Raw genomic sequence first — 18,572 nt, forward strand, 5'->3', positions numbered from 1 at the left:
AATAAAATTTAATAGTGGGAATGGTAATGGAAGCACCTTATCAATTAGAATTCACTGAAAACATTTATTATTCAATAGGTAATAACCCCAGCATTAAAGAAATCATTGAGTCTCTTCAAGGCTGGGAAGCTATTATCAAACAATCTAAAGGAGTCCTTGCAGAGCTAACTGGAAGTGATATCCTGGATATTGAAGTTAGGGTTCAAAAGTTAGAAGTCGGGAGCCTAACTGAAAAAATTCTTATCAAGTTAGGTTTTGGCAATGAAGAGAATTTTGATAAATTTCTCGAAAATGCGCATGAAAGGTACATCGGAGAAGGAAAAATGCGTAGCGCCTTAGTTTGGACGGTTATAGCAGGTGTACTCGCCACGGGTATGTATTTAGCCGTCAAAAACATGGCACCCAATAATGCCTCCCACTTCGAAGCAAATAATAATATAATCATTAACATAGGTGCTGGCGAAACTAACATTTCACCTGAAAGAATACAGTCGGTGCTCAATAGTACATTAGTTGATAAAAAAACCGCTGCCAAAGGTGCTGTCAAAATTTTATCTCCAGCGCGAAATGACGAAAATGCAACATTAATGATAGGCAGCGATAACGCTTCCGTAACAATACCTTCAGATTTAATCTCTAAAACACCAACCGAGGTTAGTTTTGAAGCTGATACATATACTCGAGACCATTACGATGTTGACCTTGAGATAAGAGCTCTTGATCTCGACAATCCGACAAAGGGATGGGCTGCCGTGATTCCTGGCTTAGTTGATCGAAGGGTAAAACTAGTTTTGGCACCCGGGATTAAACCAGAAGACCTATCCCATAAATTCGCCTTCCGCGCTGATGTAACCATTACTTATAAACTTACGTCATCTAAAGGCGAAGCATACAAGCCAACAGAAATATTTTTAAGCAAATTAATCGCGGAATGAAATTAACCCGGCCACCGCGCCGGGTTTTTATTGCCCTTTCCTCACGAACTCCGTCGCATCCCTCTTTGCACCCTTGCCTGTTTCGTAGCCATGCACGCTACATCTACTTAATCAGGCTATCCTTGTTGATATATGATGCAAATGATCAGTTGGAAAATAATGAGAGAGTATCTGATAGTATGCTTGGTAACTGTTGTTATGGTCGCCGCGATTTCACTGGTTATGCTGGCCTGGTGAATTTTGCAGGGGTCTTTTCCCTGAAACATGCGCGACAACACACTCCGGTCAGACGAGCTCTGTTATGGTGCATGAACAAGAAATAACAGCACCATATATCCGACTTACAGCCCGGATTACGACACGTTCCGGGCTTTTTTTTTGCCCTATTCTTTTGGCAGCATTAGTACATCCAGCGCTAACTCAACAGCAAGATCAACCTGCTCCTCCTGCCACAGAACCTGAATCGTCTCGATTATTTCTGCCTTTGTGATCTCACGCCCTTCAACCAGAATCTGCATCACAGCCATACCGATCACCTGCGCTATCTGCGGATGCATCTCCGCGAAAAACTCATCATCGTTTGACATATACCCATCCTCTTTGGCGTTTTTGTGAGCATAAGCATCCTCTACTCCCATACATTCGTCAAAAAAATAAGCCTAAAACTTAACTATGAATTCAGTCTTGAGCTTGACACTGGTTAAGTCTAAGGCTTAATATAAATTCACAGCAACACGACCACCCAGGCAGGACGCCCACGAATGTAGCCGCACCAGGCGTATGAAGATGGTGATGAGGTGGATGAGTTAACGCGCAGCAGGTATCAAACGTTCCGCCAGCTCAGCGATACGAGCAGAGAGATTCAGTAAATCCCCGCATCAAGAGTAATCATTTGATGCAGGGCCATAACTAATAGAGGTGGGGAAAATGAAGATTGAAGTGTCAAAGGTTGATAATCGAGTTTGCTTACTAATATCCCCAATCACGCTCACTATCGCGGATCGCCTTGCTGCCGCCTATGAAAGCCGCGAAGTCATTGCAGCTTTTGGTACTAGTGTCACGAACATTACTAAGACACCAGGAAGCGAACTCGTCAGCCTCGGCCTCTACTTTAATCACTTGGATACCGCTGTTTTCGTAACGCTCAACCATTTGATTAAAGCGGATAAGCCAATCCCGATAGTTTTCAGGTAATACCCATGCATCAGTTAGTACTTTTTTATAGGAATCATACTGTTCCTGGTTCTTGAACCAAAAAACACAGATTGGACGTGATGCCATTTTCATATCCTTGCTGGCTGTGTGAGAACTACCAGCATATCACCACCGAGCCTGAAGTGGTGAAAAGACAGGCGCAACAATGGGGAGGGAAAATGAAAATTGATTTAGATCTCAAGACGCAGGGAGTTGACGTTTCAACCAGCGGTTATCGCGATTTTGTGAATGCTGAAATTCGCGGCGTTGAAGTGGATGACGTGCTGGAAGAAATCGAAAGCGATGTGCTGTTCGCTGCTATCGACCTGCCGGATTACATCGACTGGGCTGACAACAACAGCAAGTTACCGGAAATTCTGGACTGTCTTTCTCCTGACGAGGTCATTAGCTGGCTTCGCGATAACGGGCATCTGGAGGATAGCAATGATTAACCAGCAGCAAGTCCGGGAGGCACAGCGCAAGGCATCCTTCGCAGTGGCTCACCACAGCATTAAAGACTGGGAAGAAGCCAAACGTATTTACGCACTTGCTATCGGGAGGACTCTTCACTGATGGAGACGCTATTCGCACTGGTACTAACGGTCGCAATGACCAACGGTGACTTCCAGGATGTGATCCTCGGTGTATATGACAACCAGCAGGAATGCCAGGCCGCAGCTGTCGAGCAAAAGGTTAATGGTGAGTGCTGGCCTGTTGAGGGAATCATTCGCAACGGAGAACTGCCAGCAAGCATCTGAGGAGGGGTAATGCAGAAAGAATGCGGTTACTGCCGCAAACCCGTTGAAGAAGGCAAAGAAGTAAAGAGCATCCTTTTCTATCGCAATGGCAACCGGCTTGCCAACAAAGAAAAAGAATACTGCTCAAAGCAATGCGCTGAATACGACCAGATGGCGCACGAGAGTTAACCAGCAGTCCTGAAATATGAAATAAAAAATTCGCCATTAATTTGGCGCGGCTTCTTACACCCTGAATTTAACAACCGGAGAAGTTTTATGGAAATCGTAAAAATTGAAATGAACCTGAAAGCAGTAAATAAAGAATTGGCTGTATTCAACTGCGAGAAGAAAGTATCAGGCGTTATTCATTCAGCCGAAACGGGTGCTGTCACGGTCATTCTCGACGGTGGCTATGTATTCGGCAAGTTCGACTGTCCTCTTTGTGCTGTAGAGGCAATTTCAATGCTGTCCGTGAAAGTAAGTGATGGCGATAACGCCGGGTTTGGAAACTACCGCAGCTACAAACTCGATTACTCAGAAAAAGTTTTCAGCACCGTTCATTAAGCAAAAGCCCACACGAGGTGGGCTTGCCCTGTCCGGTCTAACCGACCAAAGCGAACCGGACATTCTACTTGGTAAAACCGAGGTGCCATTAAGGCGCCTCCATTCTACACGAAGTGAGGATAAAACAATGAGTGGAACTAATCCTGTATTTTTAGTCCGCAAAGCAAAAAAATCATCAGGACAAAAAGATGCGGTTCTCTGGTGCAGTGATGATTTTGAATCGGCAAATGCCACACTGGATTATCTCCTGATTAAATCCGGCGCAAAGCTGAAAGATTATTTTAAAGCTGTCGCCACTAATTTCCCTGTCGTTAACGAACTGCCGCCGGAAGGCGAACTCAGCTTAACGTTCTGCGATTTCTACCAGCTCGGCAAAGACAACATGACCTGGGTACAGATCCCCGGTGTTACGCTGCCCTCTTCTGAGGCCGTTGCCGTCGCCCGTCAGCGTATCGTTGATGGTGTTGATACCGAAACTGGCGAAATTATCCAGCACGATCAGGCGTCAACTGAAGACAATGGCGATCTACCTGAACACCCTCAGTTAACCGTTGTGGCAACAATGCCCTTCCGTCATCGCGTTCTGGCTCAACATATTGGCGATGGCGAGTATCTCTATCATGTCGATGAAGAGCAGAAAAAAGCAATTCTCACTCTCGAAATGGACACAGATAACTCATATGTCCAGAACCTTTTACTTGCGGCTGAGAATGTTGAACCATTCAAAAAGGCCATTGAACACGACATCCATAAAGTGGTGAATGCCGTTAAGAACGTGTTTCCTGCCGATGACAAAATCCCTGAGCTGGCAAGCGTTATCCAGTTTCTGAAAACATGGTTCGATACCCCTCATATTGATCGCGGGCTGCTCGTTAAAGAGTGGTGCAAAGGTAATCGTGTATCTGAAATTAATCGCACACCATCTGGCGCGAACGCCGGTGGCGGTAATAAGACTGACCGTCTTACTCCACTGACAAAAACCGGGCTCGAATATGAAATAGCACTTGGCCTGATCGCCCGTAACAAAGAGTTCGATATTTACAGCCCTTCCTTCGAGATCGATGTTGAAGCCAACGCCATTATGAATCTCTCCCGCTCAGGGGAAGATAACGTACTCGATGAATTTATTGCGACCTGCAAATTGTTTGAAGAAATGCCTGGTGGGATGGATTACTCCCGCGCCTGCAATGTCGCTACGGTAAAAACAACGCCAGAGGAACTGTTTAAATCTCCTTTCCGTCATCGCGAGTATCTCAATCGTGTCATGACTGAAACCGATCACGCTCACCCGGATGAAATGATCGTTGATATCGCCTGCGGTCGCTCATCAATGCCAATGCCGATGGCTCCGGCACCCGAGAAGGTCACTTCTGCGCCTGAGTTACTCCGCGAAGAGGTTGAACGCCAGCTTGCCGCCGGTCGCGGTGAATTCGTTCCGGGTATCAGTGACCCAAATGATCCGAAATGGGTGAAGACAGAGACAAGCCAGCAAACCGAGCAACCTGAACTGGTAAAAAAAGTTGCAGACGACATTTTCGACGTGTCCGCTTTAATGCAGAACTCCTCAACTCATGGCACAAAACAGGAAGCGGAGACCACCAGCGATGTGCAGGTTCAAGAAACTGACGGTAATGAAGAACAGACTAGTGATGCGCTGCTCACAAGCGAAAGTGATCTGGGGGATGGTGAAGAAGCAGATGCCGGAGAGCAGGCCATTCTGAACCAGAATCAGACTGAAACGCACCAAAATGACGACTCAGTAAACCATTCTGAACCAGAAGCGCAACAAAATGCGCCGGAAACGCAACTGGATGAACCAGCACCGGAGTGGCCGTCATACTTCGAGCCGGGTCGTTATGAAGGTGTCCCGAATGAAGTGTATCACGCTGCCAACGGCATCAGTTCGACGATGGTTAAAGATGCCCGGGTATCACTGATGTATTTCGAGGCGCGCCACGTATCCAAAACCATCCAGAAAGAACGCACCAAAGTTCTCGATATGGGGAATCTGGTGCATGCGCTGGCGTTACAGCCTGAACAACTGGAAAAAGAGTTCAGCATCGAACCGGAAATCCCGGAAGGCGCGCTCACGACGACAGCGACGATCCGCTCGGTTATCGACGAACACAACGCCAGCCTGCCGGCATTACTCACCGCTGACGATATCAAAACATTGCTGGATGCGCATAACGCCACCCTGCCCGCGCCGTTCCCGCTTGGGGCATCCGTTGACGAGTCCTATGCGTCATATGAGCAACTCCCGGAAGAGTTCCAGCGCATCGAAAACGGGACTAAGCATACAGCAGCGGCAATGAAGGCCTGCATCAAAGAATACAACGCCACCCTGCCCGCGCCGGTTAAAACCAGCGGCAGCCGCGACGCATTGCTTGAGCAACTGGCGATCATCAATCCTGATCTCGTTGCACAGGAAGCACAGAAGCCACAGCTGTTGAAAGTATCCGGCACCAAAGCGGATCTGATTCAGGCAGTGAAATCCGTCAAACCTGAAACAGTGTTTGCCGACGAGCTGCTTGACGCTTGGCGAGAAAACCCCGGCGATAAAATCCTGGTTACCCGCCAGCAGTTAAGCACCGCGCAGGCCATCCAGAAAGCGCTGCTGAATCACCCGACCGCCGGGAAGCTGCTGACGCATCCGAATCGCGCCGTAGAAGTGAGCTATTTCGGTATTGATGAGGAAACCGGGCTGGAAATCCGCGTGCGGCCAGACCTTGAAATCGACATGGGCGGCCTGCGCATCGGCGCTGACCTGAAGACTATCAGCATGTGGAATATCAAGCAGGAAGGTCTGCGCGCGAAGTTGCACCGGGAAATCATCGATCGCGATTATCACCTGAGCGCTGCCATGTACTGCGAAACCGCAGCGCTGGACCAGTTTTTCTGGATATTCGTCAATAAAGACGAGAACTACCACTGGATCGCCATTATCGAGGCATCCGAAGAACTGCTTGAACTCGGCATGCTGGAATACCGCAAAGCAATGCGCGACATAGCAAACGGGTTCGACACTGGCGAATGGCCGGCGCCGATTACAGAAGATTACGCCGAAGAACTCAACGATTTTGATGTGCGCCGCCTTGAAGCACTGCGCGCACAGGCATAAGGGGGAACTGTCATGGAAAACACCAACATTGTCACGACTGAGCAGCAGGCTCCGAACACCATTTCTGCAAGCAACGCGATCTTTAACGTTCAGGCATTGGGCCAGTTGACCGCATTTGCGAACCTGATGGCAGATTCTCAGGTGACAGTGCCGGCCCATCTTGCCGGCAAACCAGCTGATTGCATGGCGATCGTCATGCAGGCGATGCAATGGGGCATGAATCCGTATGCTGTAGCCCAGAAAACCCACCTGGTAAACGGCGTTCTTGGGTATGAGGCCCAGCTTGTCAACGCGGTAATCGCCAGTTCCAGCGCTATCCATGGGCGCTTTCACTACCGCTACGGCGGCGACTGGGAGCGCTGCACCAGGACGCAGGAGATTTCTCGCGAGAAAACCGGGAAGAACGGGAAGTACACCGTCACTGAACGCGTTCGTGGCTGGACGGATGAGGACGAGATCGGCCTGTTCGTCCAGGTTGGCGCAATCCTGCGCGGTGAATCCGAAATCACCTGGGGGGAACCTCTTTACCTCTCCGGCGTTGTTACCCGCAATTCCCCGCTGTGGGTTTCCAATCCTAAACAGCAAATTGCCTATCTGGGCGTTAAATATTGGGCTCGCCTGTACTGCCCGGAAGTGATCCTCGGCGTGTACAGCCCTGATGAAGTTGAGCAGCGAGAAGAACGCGAGATTAACCCTGCGCCAGTCCAGCGCATGAGCGTACAGGAAATCACTGGCGAGGTTAGCACCACGACCAGCGCGCAGGAATCAGCAACTAACGTTGATGCCGTTGCCGACGACCTACGCGACCGCATTGACACAGCAAGCTCTGTTGACCAGGCCAAAGCTATCCGCGCTGATATTGAGTCGCAGAAAGCGTTGCTGGGAACCGCCCTGTACACCGAACTGAAAAATAAGGCGGTGAAACGTTACTACCAGGTCGATGCGCAGAACAAGGTCGAGGCTGTGATCAACTCACTTCCAAACCCTGGCGAACCAGAAGCCGCAGCGATGTTCGCTAAAGCTGAAAGTACGCTCAGCGCTGCCAAACGTCATCTTGGCGATGAACTGTACGACCAGTTCCGCATCACCCTTGATGACATGAAACCGGAATACGTGGGCTAAGGGAGGCGGGAGGGTTCGCCCTCCCGGTAATGATATGAGCAAATCATTAACCGCACGCTGCATCCGCCGCTGGGAAGTCGAGTTTAAACCACTCTGCGATTCGAAAGTAAACCCGTACTGGCGCAAGCGTGATCTGCGCGGGTATATCCGCGAAGCGGCGCTCAACACTGCTTACAACATGGTTGAGAGCATGGCTGAGAACAACGCCAAATTTGACTATGACGGCGCGCCGAACTGCTGGAGCTATGAGTTTTCTCTCTGGTATCGCTTGCGCCGGGGAAAATACCTCAAAGAAGCACGCAACTTCCTGAATGAAGAGGCCACCAACGACGAGATCGATGAAGAAATCCAGAACGAACTGGAGGCCTGGAATGACTGAGCGCGGAATGATTTTTAATGCCGAAATGGTGCGCGCCATTCTCGACGGCCGGAAGACGCAGACTCGCAGAGTCATGAACCCGCAACCGGCAAATGACATTTCTCGCGCGACTTTCCCGAATCCAGACGTTGTGGGGTGGAGTTCTTCGCTAAGGCATAAACATGGTAGCACCACGGCACACTTCTGCCCGTTCGGTGCTGTCGGCGACCGCCTCTGGGTGCGGGAAACATTCCAGGGGCCGCTTGTTTCTGAGGAATTATTCGAGGAATACCGAGCCTATCCTGAAAAGTTCGAAACGCCGCAATACTGCGAATATGCCGCCGATGGTGGCGCCAGGCCTGAATACTGTGATCTTGACGATAACCTCCGTCATGGCTGGCGCCCATCCATACACATGCCGCGCTGGGCATCCCGTATTCTGCTGGAAATCACCAGCGTACGCGTGGAGCGGTTGAACGATATCAGCCAAGAAGATGCGCAGGATGAAGGCATGGAGCTTACCGGATGGCGGCCAACATACTCCGATCCTGATAGCGGCGGCGAGGTTTGGACGCCATACGACAACTTTGCAGAGTTATGGCAATCCATCTACGGCGTTGGATCTTGGCTGTCCAACCCCTGGGTGTGGGTAATTGAATTCAGACGGATCGACGGGGGTGATCATGCGCATTGAAGAACTGAAAAAGCTTCCGAAATTATACCGGGTTATCACCGTTGAGCTTGACGTTTTGCGTAACGGGTTCGGGGCTAATTACGGTGTAATTTACGATGTTGATACCGTTGTTAAACGCAAGGTTCGCCGCGTTTTAGATGGCGATGGCTGGCGCTGGGCGATGGTTCGTGAGCACCGCAATCAAGAGCGATGGGACTACTTCTTTGAGTACGACAAAGAATGCCTTCATGAACTTAATTACACGCTTGGCCTGATTAAGTGAGGTGAATATGCGATTGATAAACCGAAGCACACAATCTCCGCTGGCGCGTCGGGCATGTGATGCAGCACTGGCAAAGCATGTTGAGCTTTACGGGGAATTTGGCCGACAGAAAACAAAGACCACTTATACCGTGGCGGTCGATGGCGTGAAGGTGACGGTAGAAGTTGTTAACCGACACAAGAGCTATGTAGCCACCGCAATGACAGGTATGCGCCGACTGCGCGCACTGCCAGGGCAGATTGCCTGATAACGAATTATCAATGTCACAACACCGGCGCATCTATACTGGCGCCGGTTACCTGAGGTGAACCATGTCACAGGTAATTTTTAACGAAGAGTGGGTTGTTGAGTCCAGACTTACCGAAAGAACAGGACTTACTGAAGGACAAATTAAAAATTATCGCCTGAAGCTATGGGTTGAAGGTGTTCACTTCAAGCGCCTTACTGCGCTTGGACAGACTGACAACTCTAAAGGTCTGCTTTGGTACAACTACCCGAAGATTAATCAGTTAGTTCAGGATGCTTAATGAAATACCCGACTGGTGTTGAACTGCATAACGGAAAAATCAGGATCACATTTATCTATCGCGGCATTCGTTGCCGCGAAGTTCTCCAGGGTTGGGTTGTCAACAGTAGCAACATTAAAAAAGCGGGCAATCTGCGCGCGGCAATTGTGAGTGAGATACAACTCGGTAAGTTCGACTACGCAGATCGTTTCCCGGAATCAAAGGCTCTTAAGAAATTTTCGTCCACAAAACGGATCTCCACATTCAAAGAACTGAGTGATTTTTTTACAGATACAAAGTCACTGGAGGTATCTGAAGCCACTTTGCTATCCATCACATCAGTCGTTAACACCCTGAAACGAGTAGTGGGTGAGAACACACGCCTGGTTGATATTCAGCACGCAGATATTCTGAATTACCGCAAAGAACTCCTGACCGGGGAAGTTTTCAACCCTTCAATGCCAAACCGCATCAAAAATGGGCGCGCGCCCTCAACAGTCAATAAACAGATGGCTGTTTTATCAGAAATGCTGAAGCTTGCAAACCGAAGCCAGTTTATATTGCATGCTCCTTATGAAGGAGTGTCGAGACTCAAGTTATCTAAAAATGATCCCGACCCACTTTTACTTCATGAGTACCAGGCACTGATAGCCGCCCTTCCCCGTAGCCAGGCATTAATCATCATTATTGCGGTACATACAGGGATGAGGCCGGGCGAGATATGCGCACTGGCATGGGAAGATATTGATTTGGTAAAAGGTGAAATCCACGTATCCAGAAATTTGACGAACAAGCGAGTATTTGTACCCCCTAAAACAGATGCCGGGATAAGGACGATAACGTTGCTGAAACCTGCTCATGATGCTCTGCTGGAGCAATACGAAATCACCGGTAACAGTCCAAAACAGGAAATTCAGTTTCATCATCGTGAGATCGGAAAAACTGAGCAGCAATATCTTCGCTTCGTTTTTTCACCGACAACATACTCGTCAACGAAAGGCGGTTACTTTTCCAAGGACTCGATTTCGTATGGCTGGAGGCGTGGGACTAAACTTTCAGGTATACGTGAGCGCAATCCATATCAGTCGCGTCACACATATGCCTGCTGGACGCTGATGGCCGGAGCGAACCCGTCATTCATAGCCAGTCAGATGGGGCATGAAGATGCGCGGATGGTATACGAGGTTTACTCCAAGTGGATTGGTGATATGAACCAGGAACAGGTCAACATGCTGAACAATCAGATGCCGACAGCACTGCCCCCAGGACGCCCCCACGGGCGAGGGAGTATGAAAAAAGTCATTTAATTTCATAGCGCTGGTTTCAATCCACACAATCAGCGTTAAACTACTAATACCGTTAATTTAGGGAGAAAAGATGATGCGCGTACTGGTTGTCGAAGATAATGCCTTATTACGCCACCACCTGAAGGTTCAATTACAGGATTTGGGGCACCAGGTTGATGACGCAGAAGATGCAAAGGAAGCCGATTATTATCTTAACGAGCATCTGCCGGACATCGCCATCGTCGATTTAGGCCTCCCGGATGAAGACGGGCTTTCGCTGATCCGCCGCTGGCGCAGCAATGACGTTTCCCTTCCTGTTCTGGTATTAACCGCCCGTGAGGGCTGGCAGGATAAAGTGGAAGTGCTGAGCGCCGGCGCCGACGACTACGTGACAAAACCGTTTCATATTGAAGAAGTGGTCGCGCGTATGCAGGCGTTAATGCGCCGCAACAGCGGTCTGGCCTCGCAGGTTATCTCTATTCCGCCTTTTCAGGTGGATCTCTCCCGCCGTGAATTGTCCGTAAATGATGAAGTGATAAAACTGACGGCGTTTGAATACACCATTATGGAAACGCTGATCCGCAATAATGGCAAAGTCGTCAGCAAAGATTCGTTGATGCTACAGCTCTACCCGGATGCGGAACTGCGTGAAAGCCATACCATTGATGTATTGATGGGGCGCTTACGCAAAAAAATTCAGGCGCGATATCCTGATGATGTGATTACCACCGTCCGTGGTCAGGGATACCTGTTCGAACTGCGCTAATGAATAAATTACTACGTCATCTTTTTCCTTTATCGCTGCGCCTGCGCTTTCTGCTGGCGACGGCAGGCGTTGTGCTGGTGCTCTCTCTGGCCTACGGCATGGTCGCGCTGGTTGGCTATAGCGTCAGTTTTGATAAGACAACCTTTCGCCTGTTACGCGGTGAGAGCAACCTTTTCTACACCCTCGCGTCATGGCAAAACAATAAAATCAATATCGAGATCCCGGAAAATCTCGATATGCAAAGCCCCACGATGACACTGATCTATGATGAGAACGGCAAGTTGTTATGGGCGCAGCGCAACGTTCCCTGGCTGGAGAAACGTATCCAGCCGGAATGGCTGAAAGCCAACGGTTTTCATGAAATTGAAGCCGATGTCAATGCCACCAGCACGTTGCTAAGTGAAGATCATTCCGCCCAACAGCAGCTCAAAGAGGTGCGGGAAGATGACGACGATGCGGAAATGACCCACTCCGTGGCGGTGAATGTCTATCCGGCTACCGCGCGGATGCCGCAACTGACGATAGTGGTTGTCGATACCATCCCCATCGAGCTGAAACGCTCGTATATGGTCTGGAGCTGGTTTATTTATGTGCTGGCGGCAAACCTGCTGTTAGTTATCCCGTTGCTCTGGGTCGCCGCGTGGTGGAGTTTACGCCCTATCGAAGCGCTGGCGCGTGAAGTGCGCGAGCTGGAAGAACACCACCGAGAAATGCTCAACCCGGAAACCACGCGGGAACTGACCAGCCTGGTGCGCAACCTCAACCGGCTGCTAAAGAGCGAACGTGAACGTTATGATAAATACCGCACCACGTTAACCGATCTCACCCATAGTCTGAAAACGCCGCTGGCGGTATTGCAGAGCACCCTGCGTTCAATGCGCAGCGAAAAAATGAGCGTCAGCGACGCCGAACCGGTCATGCTGGAACAGATCAGCCGTATCTCCCAGCAGATCGGTTATTACCTGCATCGCGCCAGCATGCGCGGAAGCGGCGTGTTACTCAGTCGCGAGCTGCACCCCGTAGCGCCGTTACTGGACAATCTCACCTGCGCGCTCAATAAGGTGTATCAGCGTAAAGGGGTCAACATTAGCCTCGATATTTCGCCGGAAATCAGCTTCGTCGGCGAGCAGAATGACTTTGTTGAAGTGATGGGCAACGTGCTGGATAACGCCTGTAAATACTGCCTGGAGTTTGTTGAAATTTCAGCCCGGCAGACCGATGAGCATCTGCATATTCTGGTAGAAGACGACGGCCCGGGCATTCCGCAAAGCAAGCGTGATGTGGTTTTCGATCGCGGTCAGCGCATTGACACCCTGCGACCAGGGCAAGGCGTGGGGCTGGCGGTCGCCCGTGAGATCACTGAGCAATATGACGGGAAGATCGTCGCCGGTGACAGTTTGCTCGGCGGAGCGCGGATGGAGGTGATTTTTGGTCGCCAGCACCCGATTCAGCGCGATGAATGACGCTGGCGTGTAATATTTATGTATGTTCTTCACCGCATGTCGTTAAGCATCCGTTATAATCGGTGTCAGATACCAGCCTGCGGATAATCAACATGGAATATCAATTAACACTTAACTGGCCCGAATTTCTTGAACGCCACTGGCAAAAACGCCCGGTGGTGTTAAAACGCGGGTTCAACAACTTCATTGATCCGCTCTCCCCTGACGAACTGGCGGGACTGGCGATGGAAAGCGAAGTCGATAGCCGTCTGGTCAGCCATCAGGATGGTAAATGGCAGGTCAGCCACGGCCCGTTCGAGAGTTACGACCATCTCGGCGAGAACAACTGGTCGCTGCTGGTTCAGGCCGTAAACCACTGGCATGAACCTACCGCTGCGCTGATACGCCCTTTCCGCGCGTTGCCAGACTGGCGTATTGACGATCTGATGATCTCCTTTTCCGTCCCTGGCGGCGGCGTGGGTCCGCATCTGGATCAGTACGATGTCTTTATCATTCAGGGAACCGGTCGCCGCCGCTGGCGCGTAGGCGAGAAGCTGCAACTGAAGCAGCATTGCCCTCACCCGGATCTACTCCAGGTCGATCCTTTTGAAGCCATCATTGATGAAGAGCTGGAGCCCGGCGATATTCTGTATATCCCACCGGGATTCCCGCACGAAGGCTACGCGCTGGAAAACGCGATGAACTACTCGGTTGGTTTCCGCGCGCCGAATACGCGTGAACTGATCAGCGGTTTTGCCGACTACGTTCTGCAACGCGAGCTGGGCAGCACCTATTACAGCGACCCGGATATCCCGCCGCGCGAGCATCCTGCCGACGTTCTGCCGCAGGAGATGGACAAGCTGCGTGAAATGATGCTCGACCTGATCAATCAGCCTGAACACTTTAAACAGTGGTTTGGCGAATTTATCTCCCAGTCTCGTCACGAACTGGACATCGCGCCGCCGGAACCGCCGTATCAGCCGGATGAGATCTATGATGCGCTGAAACAAGGCGATGTGCTGGTGCGTCTGGGCGGCTTACGCGTCCTGCGCATTGGCGATGAGGTCTACGCCAACGGTGAGAAGATTGATTCTCCGCACCGCCCGGCGCTGGAGGCGCTCTCCAGTCACATCGTGCTAACCGCCGAGAATTTTGGCGATGCGCTGGAAGACCCGTCGTTCCTCGCAATGCTGGCCGCGCTGGTCAACAGCGGGTACTGGTTCTTCGAAGGGTAATAAGTTATTGCGATTGAGCCTGATGGCAACGCGAACGCATTTTATCAGGCCTACGCACGGTAGGCCTGATAAGCGAAGCGCCATCCGGCGCCATCACACCACGACACCATTACTGCTGCTTCGCAGTTAGCTCCGCAATACGCACAATCACCTGCACCGCTTTCTCCATCCCTTCCAGCGTCACAAACTCATGCTTGCCATGATAGTTATAGCCGCCGGTAAAGAGGTTCGGGCACGGTAAGCCCATAAACGAAAGCTGGGCGCCGTCAGTGCCGCCACGAATCGGCTTCATATCCGGCACAATATCGCAGTCACGCATTGCCTGCTGTGCAATATCGAGAATATGTGGGTGTTCGACCACTTTCTCGCGCATATTGTAATAGCTGTCTTCGATCACCAGCTCGATGTAGCAGTCCGGGTGCAGCCCCTTCCCGACCTTTTTAGCGATCTCCATCATTTTGCGCTTGCGGGCTTCAAACTGTTTGCGGTCGAAATCACGAATGATGTAGTGCATATCCGCACGATCAACGGTGCCTTTCATACTCGCCAGATGGTAGAAGCCTTCATAGCCTTCGGTCGTCTCCGGGCTCTCATCCGCCGGAACCTCGGCATGAATACGCGCCGCCAGCGACAGCGCATTCACCATCACGCCCTTCGCCGTACCGGGGTGTACGTTATTGCCCACGATTTTGATATTCACGGAGGCCGCATTGAAGTTTTCAAACTCCAGTTCCCCTACGCCGCCGCCATCAACGGTATAAGCCCACTGCGCGCCGAAAGCCTCAACGTCAAAATGTTTCGCCCCTTTACCGACCTCTTCATCCGGCGTAAAGGCCACGCGAATATCACCGTGCGGAATGTCTTTCTGTTTCAGTACCGCCAGCGCGGTCATGATTTCCGCCACGCCCGCTTTGTCATCAGCGCCCAGCAGCGTTTTCCCGTCAGTGGTGATCAGCGTCTGCCCCAGCAGTTGATGCAGAACCGGGAACATCACCGGCGACAGCACCTCATCGCCGATCCCTAGCGCAATATCGCCACCACGGTAGTTTTCCACAATCTGCGGATTCACATTCTTACCGCTGAAATCAGGTGAGGTATCCACATGAGAGATAAAACCAATCGCGGGGATATCGCCAGCAACGTTGGCTGGCAGCGTCGCCATGACGGTCCCTTTGTCACTTAACGTGACGTTCACCAGCCCCATTTCTTCGAGCTGTTGTTTGAGCAAATGTAATAATTTCCACTGGCCCTCAGTGCTGGGCACTTGCCGTACGCCCGCCTTTGATTGGGTATCCAGCGACACGTAGTGTAAAAAACGCTCAAGTAGTTTATCCATGCAGTCACCCTCACTTTTCGTGACAACATTATTAATAAGCAAGAAAAGACAAATATTGCGTCAGGTCACTTTTATCCCTGCAAACGAGAATATTTCGCGTAGACACTTTTTCTGACTATAAAGCTAAGCCAGTAATTCGCAACAAGGATTGGCGATTTTAGCGGTTTGCCGTAGAATGACCGCCCTCATTAAGAGTCACCAAGGTGGTTAACCACAAACCCCGCATCGGTCAGCCATCCGTTGCGTCTACATGGGACAGAGTAAAAAATTGAATAAACAACCGCGTTCGCTTTCACCGCTGGTACAACTGGCGGGAATTCGCAAAAGCTTCGACGGAAAAGAGGTCATTTCTAATCTGAATCTGACCATCAATAACGGCGAATTCCTCACGCTGCTTGGCCCCTCTGGCTGCGGTAAAACAACCGTTCTGCGCCTGATTGCCGGTCTGGAAAATGTTGATGCCGGTCATATCATGTTGGATAACCAGGACATCACCGACGTTCCAGCGGAACACCGCTATGTGAACACCGTCTTTCAAAGCTATGCGTTATTCCCCCACATGACCGTATTTGAAAATGTGGCTTTCGGTTTACGCATGCAGAAAACCCCCGCCGCCGAGATTACCCCTCGCGTCACCGACGCTCTGCGCATGGTGCAACTGGAAGAGTTTGCGCAGCGAAAGCCGCATCAGCTTTCCGGCGGGCAGCAGCAGCGTGTGGCCATCGCCCGCGCCGTCGTCAATAAACCGCGTTTATTGCTGCTGGATGAATCCCTCTCCGCGCTGGATTACAAGCTGCGAAAGCAGATGCAGAACGAACTGAAAGCGTTGCAGCGTAAGCTGGGCATCACTTTTGTGTTCGTTACGCACGATCAGGAAGAAGCGCTGACCATGTCTGACCGTATCGTGGTGATGCGCGACGGCATTATTGAGCAGGACGGCACGCCGCGAGAAATCTATGAGGAGCCGAAAAACCTGTTCGTCGCCGGATTCATTGGCGAAATCAACATGTTTAACGCCACGGTAATTGAACGTCTGGACGAACAACGCGTACGCGCCAATGTAGAAGGACGCGAGTGCAATATTTATGTTAACTTTGCCGTCGTTCCTGGTCAGAAACTGAACGTACTGTTACGCCCGGAAGATCTGCGCGTTGATGAAATTAACGATGATAACCACATTGAAGGTCTCATCGGCTACGTGCGCGAGCGCAACTACAAAGGTATGACGCTGGAGTCCGTCGTCGAACTGGAAAATGGCAAAATGGTGATGGTCAGCGAATTCTTCAATGAAGACGATCCTGACTTCGACCACTCTCTCGACCAAAAAATGGCCATTAATTGGGTAGAAAGCTGGGAGGTCGTACTGGCTGATGAAGAACACAAGTAAATTCCAGAATGTGGTGATTGTCACTGTCGTTGGTTGGCTTGTGTTGTTTGTCTTTCTGCCCAACCTGATGATTATTGGTACCAGCTTTTTGACCCGTGATGACGCGAACTTCGTCAAAATGGTCTTTACGCTGGATAACTACGCTCGTTTGCTCGATCCGCTCTATTTTGAGGTATTGCTGCATTCCCTCAATATGGCGCTCATTGCCACCTTCGCCTGCCTGGTGCTCGGCTATCCCTTTGCCTGGTTTCTGGCGAAACTGCCGGAAAAAGTGCGTCCGCTGCTGCTGTTTTTGCTGATCGTGCCGTTCTGGACCAACTCGCTGATCCGTATTTACGGCCTGAAAATTTTTCTCAGCACCAAGGGCTATCTCAACGAGTTCCTGCTGTGGCTGGGTGTGATTGACGCCCCGATCCGCATCATGTTCACGCCGGGCGCGGTCATTATCGGTCTGGTCTATATCCTGCTGCCGTTTATGGTGATGCCGCTCTACTCCAGCATTGAAAAACTGGATAAGCCGCTGCTGGAGGCCGCCCGCGATCTGGGCGCCAGTAAATTGCAGACCTTTATTCGCATTATTATTCCACTGACCATGCCGGGGATCATCGCCGGGTGTCTACTGGTGATGCTGCCGGCGATGGGGCTGTTCTATGTCTCTGACCTGATGGGTGGAGCAAAGAACCTGCTGATTGGTAACGTTATTAAGGTTCAGTTCCTGAACATTCGCGACTGGCCGTTTGGCGCAGCCACCAGCATTACGCTGACGATTGTGATGGGCCTGATGCTGCTGGTTTACTGGCGCGCATCGCGGCTGCTGAATAAGAAGGTGGAACTCGAATGATCGGTCGACTGCTTCGTGGCGGTTTTATGACCGCTATCTACGCGTACCTGTATATTCCAATCATCATCTTGATTGTGAATTCCTTTAACAGTTCGCGCTTTGGCATCAACTGGCAGGGCTTTACCACCAACTGGTACAGCCTGCTGATGAATAACGACAGCCTGTTGCAGGCGGCACAGCACTCGCTGACGATGGCGGTGTTCTCGGCCACCTTTGCCACGATCATCGGCTCGCTAACGGCAGTGGCGCTGTATCGCTATCGTTTTCGCGGTAAACCGTTTGTCAGCGGCATGCTGTTCGTCGTCATGATGTCGCCGGATATTGTAATGGCGATTTCACTGCTGGTGCTGTTTATGCTGCTCGGCATCCAGTTGGGCTTCTGGTCGTTGCTGTTTTCGCATATCACCTTTTGCCTGCCCTTCGTGGTCGTTACCGTTTACTCGCGCCTGAAAGGGTTTGACGTGCGGATGCTGGAAGCGGCAAAAGACCTTGGAGCCAGTGAAGTCACGATTTTGCGTAAGATCATTCTGCCGCTGGCAATGCCTGCGGTCGCGGCTGGCTGGTTGCTCAGTTTCACCCTGTCGATGGATGACGTGGTGGTTTCGTCATTCGTCACCGGGCCTGGCTATGAGATTCTGCCATTGAAAATTTACTCAATGGTAAAAGTCGGCGTTTCACCGGAAGTTAATGCGCTGGCAACGATTTTGTTGGTTCTGTCGCTGGTTATGGTCATCGCCAGCCAGCTTATTGCTCGTGATAAAACCAAGGGCCGTTGAGGCCCACTAT

At 50.9% G+C, this 18,572-nt stretch carries 21 protein-coding genes and 1 pseudogene; 19 read left to right on the forward strand and 3 right to left on the reverse strand.

Translation table 11 applies throughout. The features are described 5' to 3' along the window. Positions 1 to 26: 26 nt before the first annotated feature. Positions 27 to 935 carry a hypothetical protein gene (locus tag OGX81_RS16145; protein WP_286487612.1) on the forward strand — a complete coding sequence of 303 codons (909 nt, stop codon included), beginning with the start codon at positions 27 to 29 and terminating at the stop codon, positions 933 to 935. A 383-nt stretch (positions 936 to 1,318) separates the two neighbouring features. On the opposite strand, the gene OGX81_RS16150 is transcribed toward OGX81_RS16145, so the two are convergent. Both OGX81_RS16150 and OGX81_RS16155 read right to left on the reverse strand, forming a co-directional pair. After that, the gene (locus tag OGX81_RS16150) at positions 1,319 to 1,522 is read right to left on the reverse strand and encodes a hypothetical protein (RefSeq protein WP_286457249.1); all 204 of its coding nucleotides are present in this window, start codon (positions 1,520 to 1,522) and stop codon (positions 1,319 to 1,321) included. Between the two features lie 382 nt (positions 1,523 to 1,904). Continuing rightward, on the reverse strand, positions 1,905 to 2,216 hold the full coding sequence (locus tag OGX81_RS16155; protein ID WP_104868784.1) for a hypothetical protein: 312 nt from the start codon (positions 2,214 to 2,216) through the stop codon (positions 1,905 to 1,907). Between OGX81_RS16155 and OGX81_RS16160 the strand changes: the two genes are divergently transcribed. The 15 genes and pseudogenes from OGX81_RS16160 (at position 2,210) to roxA (ending at position 14,222) form a co-directional block, all read left to right on the forward strand. Continuing rightward, on the forward strand, positions 2,210 to 2,581 hold the full coding sequence (locus OGX81_RS16160) for a hypothetical protein (RefSeq protein ID WP_286487613.1): 372 nt from the start codon (positions 2,210 to 2,212) through the stop codon (positions 2,579 to 2,581). The genes OGX81_RS16155 and OGX81_RS16160 overlap by 7 nt on opposite strands. Positions 2,582 to 2,701: 120 nt before the next feature. Continuing rightward, positions 2,702 to 2,887: a YdfD/YebW family protein gene (locus OGX81_RS16165; RefSeq protein ID WP_012132776.1), complete on the forward strand. Its 186-nt coding sequence runs from the start codon at positions 2,702 to 2,704 to the stop codon at positions 2,885 to 2,887. A 9-nt stretch (positions 2,888 to 2,896) separates the two neighbouring features. After that, positions 2,897 to 3,055: a YdaE family protein gene (locus OGX81_RS16170; protein ID WP_012132778.1), complete on the forward strand. Its 159-nt coding sequence runs from the start codon at positions 2,897 to 2,899 to the stop codon at positions 3,053 to 3,055. A gap of 21 nt (positions 3,056 to 3,076) precedes the next feature. After that, positions 3,077 to 3,430, forward strand: a complete 354-nt coding sequence (locus tag OGX81_RS16175; protein ID WP_077956858.1) for a DNA breaking-rejoining protein — start codon at positions 3,077 to 3,079, stop codon at positions 3,428 to 3,430. Positions 3,431 to 3,557: 127 nt separating this feature from the next. Next, positions 3,558 to 6,551, forward strand: coding sequence for a RecE family exodeoxyribonuclease (locus OGX81_RS16180; protein ID WP_286487621.1), 2,994 nt, complete (start codon positions 3,558 to 3,560; stop codon positions 6,549 to 6,551). Then, a pseudogene (locus tag OGX81_RS16185) lies at positions 6,514 to 7,673 on the forward strand (RecT family recombinase). Before OGX81_RS16180 ends, OGX81_RS16185 begins: the two are co-directional and overlap by 38 nt. A gap of 34 nt (positions 7,674 to 7,707) precedes the next feature. Next, positions 7,708 to 8,052 carry a hypothetical protein gene (locus tag OGX81_RS16190; RefSeq protein ID WP_286487614.1) on the forward strand — a complete coding sequence of 115 codons (345 nt, stop codon included), beginning with the start codon at positions 7,708 to 7,710 and terminating at the stop codon, positions 8,050 to 8,052. After that, on the forward strand, positions 8,045 to 8,725 hold the full coding sequence (locus tag OGX81_RS16195; RefSeq protein ID WP_286487615.1) for an ASCH domain-containing protein: 681 nt from the start codon (positions 8,045 to 8,047) through the stop codon (positions 8,723 to 8,725). Before OGX81_RS16190 ends, OGX81_RS16195 begins: the two co-directional genes overlap by 8 nt. Then, positions 8,715 to 8,987, forward strand: coding sequence for a preprotein translocase subunit YajC (gene yajC, locus OGX81_RS16200; protein ID WP_286487616.1), 273 nt, complete (start codon positions 8,715 to 8,717; stop codon positions 8,985 to 8,987). The genes OGX81_RS16195 and yajC overlap by 11 nt, the downstream gene beginning before the upstream one ends. Positions 8,988 to 8,994: 7 nt before the next feature. Beyond that, positions 8,995 to 9,234: a DUF4060 family protein gene (locus OGX81_RS16205; protein WP_060816002.1), complete on the forward strand. Its 240-nt coding sequence runs from the start codon at positions 8,995 to 8,997 to the stop codon at positions 9,232 to 9,234. A gap of 64 nt (positions 9,235 to 9,298) precedes the next feature. Then, complete coding sequence (xisR, locus tag OGX81_RS16210) at positions 9,299 to 9,514, forward strand: excisionase family protein (RefSeq protein WP_104868789.1); 216 nt, start codon at positions 9,299 to 9,301, stop codon at positions 9,512 to 9,514. Beyond that, the gene (locus OGX81_RS16215; RefSeq protein ID WP_286457236.1) at positions 9,514 to 10,800 is read left to right on the forward strand and encodes a site-specific integrase; all 1,287 of its coding nucleotides are present in this window, start codon (positions 9,514 to 9,516) and stop codon (positions 10,798 to 10,800) included. Before xisR ends, OGX81_RS16215 begins: the two co-directional genes overlap by 1 nt. A 73-nt stretch (positions 10,801 to 10,873) precedes the next feature. Then, positions 10,874 to 11,545: a two-component system response regulator PhoP gene (gene phoP, locus OGX81_RS16220; protein ID WP_024130426.1), complete on the forward strand. Its 672-nt coding sequence runs from the start codon at positions 10,874 to 10,876 to the stop codon at positions 11,543 to 11,545. Beyond that, positions 11,545 to 13,008 (forward strand): two-component system sensor histidine kinase PhoQ, encoded by a 1,464-nt coding sequence (phoQ, locus tag OGX81_RS16225; protein WP_104868791.1) that lies wholly within the window; start codon positions 11,545 to 11,547, stop codon positions 13,006 to 13,008. Before phoP ends, phoQ begins: the two co-directional genes overlap by 1 nt. 92 nt (positions 13,009 to 13,100) lie before the next feature. Beyond that, positions 13,101 to 14,222, forward strand: a complete 1,122-nt coding sequence (gene roxA / locus OGX81_RS16230; RefSeq protein ID WP_104868792.1) for a [50S ribosomal protein L16]-arginine 3-hydroxylase — start codon at positions 13,101 to 13,103, stop codon at positions 14,220 to 14,222. Between the two features lie 109 nt (positions 14,223 to 14,331). On the opposite strand, the gene pepT is transcribed toward roxA, so the two are convergent. Then, positions 14,332 to 15,558 carry a peptidase T gene (gene pepT / locus OGX81_RS16235; RefSeq protein WP_047457474.1) on the reverse strand — a complete coding sequence of 409 codons (1,227 nt, stop codon included), beginning with the start codon at positions 15,556 to 15,558 and terminating at the stop codon, positions 14,332 to 14,334. Positions 15,559 to 15,808: 250 nt separating this feature from the next. Here pepT and potA point away from each other — a divergent pair, with 250 nt between their 5' ends. The 3 genes from potA to potC are packed head-to-tail and all read left to right on the forward strand — an operon-like array spanning position 15,809 to position 18,562. Continuing rightward, positions 15,809 to 16,945, forward strand: coding sequence for a spermidine/putrescine ABC transporter ATP-binding protein PotA (potA, locus tag OGX81_RS16240; protein WP_012132791.1), 1,137 nt, complete (start codon positions 15,809 to 15,811; stop codon positions 16,943 to 16,945). Next, positions 16,929 to 17,786 (forward strand): spermidine/putrescine ABC transporter permease PotB, encoded by an 858-nt coding sequence (gene potB, locus OGX81_RS16245; protein WP_049011765.1) that lies wholly within the window; start codon positions 16,929 to 16,931, stop codon positions 17,784 to 17,786. The genes potA and potB overlap by 17 nt, the downstream gene beginning before the upstream one ends. Beyond that, complete coding sequence (potC, locus tag OGX81_RS16250) at positions 17,783 to 18,562, forward strand: spermidine/putrescine ABC transporter permease PotC (protein WP_012132793.1); 780 nt, start codon at positions 17,783 to 17,785, stop codon at positions 18,560 to 18,562. The genes potB and potC overlap by 4 nt, the downstream gene beginning before the upstream one ends. The last annotated feature ends 10 nt before the right edge of the window (positions 18,563 to 18,572 follow it).

The sequence above is a fragment of the Citrobacter sp. CK206 genome (assembly GCF_030333125.1).
GTDB lineage: Bacteria > Pseudomonadota > Gammaproteobacteria > Enterobacterales > Enterobacteriaceae > Citrobacter_B > Citrobacter_B koseri.